This window comes from uncultured Dietzia sp. (assembly GCF_937873725.1).
Lineage (GTDB): Bacteria > Actinomycetota > Actinomycetes > Mycobacteriales > Mycobacteriaceae > Dietzia.
The window spans coordinates 1-4,378 of record NZ_CALMYY010000114.1; the positions used below are offsets into that span (position 1 = coordinate 1).

The 4,378-nt window shown below is 73.7% G+C and carries 4 protein-coding genes; 2 read left to right on the forward strand and 2 right to left on the reverse strand.

The genetic code is table 11. The annotated features are described in order from the left end of the window. The coding region (locus Q0444_RS12690; RefSeq protein ID WP_299023393.1) for a TOBE domain-containing protein at positions 1-607 on the forward strand (607 nt) is incomplete at its 5' end. Between the two features lie 248 nt (positions 608-855). Here the strand turns inward: Q0444_RS12690 and Q0444_RS12695 are convergent. Continuing rightward, positions 856-1,899, reverse strand: coding sequence for a polyprenyl synthetase family protein (locus Q0444_RS12695; RefSeq protein ID WP_291079540.1), 1,044 nt, complete (start codon positions 1,897-1,899; stop codon positions 856-858). A gap of 144 nt (positions 1,900-2,043) precedes the next feature. On the opposite strand from Q0444_RS12695, the gene Q0444_RS12700 reads away from it, so the two are divergent. Continuing rightward, positions 2,044-3,312 carry an NAD(P)/FAD-dependent oxidoreductase gene (locus tag Q0444_RS12700; RefSeq protein WP_291079539.1) on the forward strand — a complete coding sequence of 423 codons (1,269 nt, stop codon included), beginning with the start codon at positions 2,044-2,046 and terminating at the stop codon, positions 3,310-3,312. Positions 3,313-4,029: 717 nt separating this feature from the next. Here the strand turns inward: Q0444_RS12700 and Q0444_RS12705 are convergent. Next, positions 4,030-4,378: class I SAM-dependent methyltransferase (locus Q0444_RS12705; RefSeq protein WP_299023394.1), on the reverse strand; the 349-nt coding region annotated here is incomplete at its 5' end.

Consider the following 4,378-nt stretch of genomic DNA (forward strand, 5'->3'; position numbering starts at 1 on the left):
GCAGCCGGAGCAGGTCTCCAAGTTCGTCGCCGAGCGTGAACTCGCGGTCCTGGCCGATCGGCTCTCCGGACGCACGACGGTCATCGTGACCCACGATCCACTGGACCTGTGGGCGCTGGCGGACCTCGTCGTCGTCGTCGCCTCCGGCCGCGTCGTCCAATCCGGCACGGTCGAGGACGTCCTCTCCCGCCCGGGCTCCGACTTCGTCGCCCGCCTTTCCGGTGTGTCCCTCCTGTACGGGACGGCCCTCGACGACGGGCTCCGCACCCCCGGCGGGGACCTCATCGGGGTCCGCCCTCCCTCCGGCTGGCGGCCGGGGGCAGACGCGTTCGCGACCATCGATCCGCGGGCGGTCGCCGTCCACGTCACCAACCCCTGCGGCACCCTCGACACACACGTCTCCTGCCACCCCGCCAACTCCCTGCCGGCACGAATCTCAAGCCTCACCCCGGCAGGGGCGCTCACGCGGGTCACCGCAATCCTCCGGGACGGGCAGCGCGTCGACGCGGAGATCACCAGCCGCCACGCCGCCACCAATCTCCTCTCACCGGGCGTTCCCGTGACCCTCCTCGTGGACGCCTCCACAGTTAAAATCCATCCCCGCTGATCCAGGCTGAGTTCTGCTGATTTCCGCCCCACCCCGCCCCTGCCGGTCAAGCGGAGGGTTTGGTCGCACACACGGCGATTCTTGTCGCAGCCACGGGGCTCGATCGGCGGTCAGGGCACGCTGGGTGCTACCAAACCCACGGGAGCTGCCACCCGATCGCCCCGCGACGCCGTCGGCCGCGCCGGCTGACGCTATCGGCAGTCACGCCGACGCCCGTCAGCCTCACTCGGCAGTCACGCCGGGGCCCGTCAGCTGACGCGATCGACCGTGAAACGCACCAGCCGGCGCAGCGCCTCGTTGGCGGGGCCGGCCGGCAACGCGTCGAGCTCGGTCATGGCGTCGGACACGTACTGCTCGAGCGTGGCCCGGGCGCGACGCATGCCGTCCGAACCGCGGAGCAACTCCAGCGCCTCGGCCACCTCGGCGTCGTCGTCCAGGGGCCGGCCCAGCAGCTCCCGCAGCCTGCCGCCGTCGGCGGAACCGGGCTCGAGCGCGTAGATCATGGGCAGCGTGTGCACACCCTCGCGCAGGTCCGTGCCGGGCGTCTTGCCCGAGTCCTCGGACGGCGAGGCGATGTCGATGATGTCGTCGGCGATCTGGAACGCGATCCCCACCGCGTCCCCCAACCGGCGCAGGTGCCCGATCTGCTCGGCGTCCGCGCCCGAGTACTCGCCACCGAACTGGGCGGCAGCCGCGATGAGCGACCCGGTCTTCTCCCAGATCACCCGCAGGTAGTGACTCGCCTCGTCTGCGTCGCCCTCCCCAAGCCCGACGGTCTCCCGCATCTGCCCCGTCACCAGCTCGGCGAACGTCTGCGCGATGAGCTGGACGGCGGCCGGCCCGAGGTCCGCCAGCAGCATGGAGGAGTGGGCGAACAGGAAGTCGCCGGCGAGGATCGCGGTGGAGTTGTCCCAGCGGCTGTTGGCGGACTCGACGCCGCGGCGCATGCTCGCCTCGTCCATCACGTCGTCGTGGTACAGCGTCGCCAGGTGGATCATCTCGCACACCACGGCGGCCTTGACCAGTCGCTCGCGGTCGGGCTCGGGGCCCAGCTCGCCCGCGAGGAGCGTCATCACGGGCCGGAAGCGCTTGCCGCCGGCGGTGACCAGGTGCAGGGCCACCTCGGAGAGGAAGTCCTCGCCGGTCTCGAGCCTGCCCACCAGGAGTTCCTCGACCTCGACGAGCCGGTCCCTCAACAGAGCCGCGAGGTCGGCGTCGCCGACGTCCACGCCCGCCACCACGTGGCCGGGCGCCGTCTCCGCGGTGCCGGTCGTCACAGAATCGCTCGACATCCCCACTCGTCCTCGTCGCCTCGTGCGGGCCGGCTCCGACCGACCCTCACGACAGACTACGGTCCCCGGCCACGGGCTGCGGAACCCCACCCCGACCGAGGTGCCGCCGACCCCGGCGGGCACCGACCTGCCACCATGGTGCGCATGGAGTCACGGCCGCCCCTTCCCGCCTCGACCGACGTCCTCGTGGTGGGCTGCGGCCCTGCCGGTTCCGCCACCGCCACGTGGCTGGCCCGCGCCGGGCGCGAGGTCACGGTGCTCGACGCCGCGACCTTCCCACGGGACAAGACCTGCGGCGACGGCCTCACGCCGCGGGCGATGCTCGAGGTGGACCGGCTGGGCCTGGGTTCGTGGGCTCGGGACCGGATCACCATCGAGGGCCTCGAACTGCGGGGCTTCGGCCGCTCCCGGCGCGTGCCCTGGCCGGCCGGCGAGCACGGCGGGGTCGGCTCGGCGGTGCGGCGCACGGTGTTCGACGACCGGCTGCGGCAGACGGCGGTCGACGCGGGCGCCCTGGTGGTCGACGGCGTGCGGGTGACCGGCGTGGAGAGGGGCGACGACGGCGAGGTGACCGCAGTCCGGGCCGGCGACGATCGCATCGCGTGCCGGACGCTCGTGCTGGCCGACGGCGTCCGCTCGCCCGTCGGCCGGATGCTCGGTCGGACGTGGCATCGCGACACGGTGTATGCCGTGGCGGCGCGCTCGTACGTCCGCTCCGGCAGGCATGATCATCCGTGGATCGGGTCCGATCTCGAACTGCGCGACGAGGCCGGGGCCATCCAGCCCGGGTACGGGTGGGTGTTCCCGCTCGGTGACGGCGAGGTCAACCTCGGGGTGGGCGCCCTCGCGACCTCGTCCCGGCCGGCGGGCGTCGCGGTCAAGGACCTCCTACATCACTACGCCCGTAGTGTCCGCGCCGACTGGGCGCTGGATGGGGAGCCCCGCTCGGTGACCTCGGCGTTGCTGCCGATGGGCGGGGCGGTCTCCGGGGTGGCCGGGCCGAACTGGGCTGCGGTCGGCGACGCCGCCGCCTGCGTGAACCCGCTCAACGGCGAGGGCATCGACTACGCGCTCGAGGGCGGCCGGTTGCTGGCCGAACTCATCTGCTCGGGAGCGGTTGCCGGTTCGGGCCGCGCCGGCCGGGACCTGACCCGGGCCTGGCCTGAGTTGCTGCGGAGCACGTACGGCCGCTCCTTCGCGATCGCGCGGGACGCCGCCCGCCTGCTCACCCTGCCGCAGTTCCTGCCGCTGGCCGGGCCGGTCGGGATGCGCTCGCAGGCGCTGATGACCGCGGCGGTGCGCTGCATGTCCAACACGGTGGCGGATTCGGACCGCGACGTGGTGGCCCGGGGCTGGCGCGCTGCCGGGTCGATCGCCCGCCGCCTCGACCGCCGCCCGCTGTTCGCCGACTGATCAACCCGCCCCGCCCCCCACTCACGCTGCCCCTCTGCCCGCCACCCGGCCGGCCCGGCCCGCCCGGCTTACGCTGCCCCTATGCCCGCCACCCGGCCCGGCTTACGCTGCCTCTCTGCCCGCCACCCGGCCCGGCTTACGCTGCCTCTCTGCCCGCCAACCGCCCCGGCTTACGCCGCCTCTCTGCCCAGCGCTGCCCGAATGGACCACACCCGCAGCGCAAGCCGCCCCAAACCGGGCAAACACGCAGCGCACCCGCCGGGGCTGGGCTGGGCGGTGGGCAAAGGCGCAGCGCACCCAGGGGGGCTGGGTGGGGCGGTGGGCGAAGGCGCAGCGCACCCAGCCCCACTCCACCCAGCCCGCCCCGGCCTACGCTGCCTCTCTGCCCGGCGCTGCCCGAATGGACCACACCCCCAGCGCAAGCCGCCCCAAACCGGGCAAACACGCAGCGCACCAGGGGGGCGGGGCGGGGCGGTGGGCAAAGGCGCAGCGCACCCAGGGGGGCTGGGTGGGGCGGTGGGCGAAGGCGCAGCGCACCCAGCCCCACTCCACCCAGCCCGCCCCGGCCTACGCTGCCTCTCTGCCCGGCGCTGCCCGAATGGACCACACCCCCAGCGCAAGCCGCCCCAAACCGGGCAAACACGCAGCGCAACCGGGGGCTGGGGCGGGGCGGGGCGGGGAGGTGGGCAAACATGCAGCGCACCCGGGGGCGGGGGCTCAGGCGGGGCGGCGGGCCAGGTGGATAGCGGCGATCCCGCCGGTGAGATTGGTGACGCTGCAGCGCTCCCAGCCGTTGGCCTCCACGAGGGAGCGGAGAGTCTCCTGGTCCGGCCAGTCGCGGATCGACTCCGCCAGGTAGACGTACGCGTCGGGATTCGAGGACACGCTCGTGGCGATCTTCGGCAGCGCCCGCATGAGGTAGTTCATGTACACGGCACGGAACGGCGGGAACACGGGGGGCGAGAACTCCACCACGGCCAGCCCCCCGCCGGGCTTGACCACCCCCGCCCTCTCCCGCCGGCCCCCCGCGGGGTCCTGCCCGTTGCGCCGGCCGGAGGTGATGGTC

Excerpts from the sequence above, each read along its gene's own strand:
- Q0444_RS12695 (WP_291079540.1), bottom strand. The coding sequence starts at position 1,899 with ATGTCGAGCGATTCTGTGACGACCGGCACCGCGGAGACGGCGCCCGGC.
- Q0444_RS12700 (WP_291079539.1), top strand. The coding sequence starts at position 2,044 with ATGGAGTCACGGCCGCCCCTTCCCGCCTCGACCGACGTCCTCGTGGTG.